Annotated in this window: 1 protein-coding gene; it reads left to right on the top strand. The window is 64.8% G+C overall.

Going from position 1 to position 452, the window contains the following annotated elements; genetic code table 11:
- A partial coding sequence (locus tag K7G61_RS36095; RefSeq protein WP_225851377.1) for a cbb3-type cytochrome c oxidase subunit I occupies positions 1–452 on the top strand: 452 nt, incomplete at both ends.

A 452-nucleotide genomic window follows, 5' to 3' on the forward strand; every position in this document is an offset into this window, starting at 1 on the left:
GGCACCCAGTTCCTGTCGAACGAGCAGTACAACCAGGCGTTCACCATGCACGGCACGGTGATGCTGCTGATGTTCGCGACCCCGCTGTTCGCCGGGTTCACCAACTGGATCATGCCGCTGCAGATCGGCGCGCCGGACGTCGCCTTCCCGCGGCTGAACATGTTCGCCTACTGGCTGTACCTTTTCGGCTCGCTCATCGCCGTCGGCGGGTTCCTCACCCCCCAGGGCGCGGCCGACTTCGGCTGGTTCGCGTACTCCCCGCTGTCCAACGCGATCAACTCGCCGGGTATCGGCGGCGACATGTGGATCATGGGCCTGGCGATGTCCGGGTTCGGCACGATCCTGGGCGCGGTCAACTTCATCACCACCATCATCTGCATGCGCGCCCCGGGCATGACGATGTTCCGCATGCCGATCTTCTGCTGGAACGTGCTGCTGACCGCGGTGCTGGT

Source organism: Streptomyces sp. HPF1205 (assembly GCF_020400825.1).
Classification (GTDB): Bacteria; Actinomycetota; Actinomycetes; order Streptomycetales; family Streptomycetaceae; genus Actinacidiphila.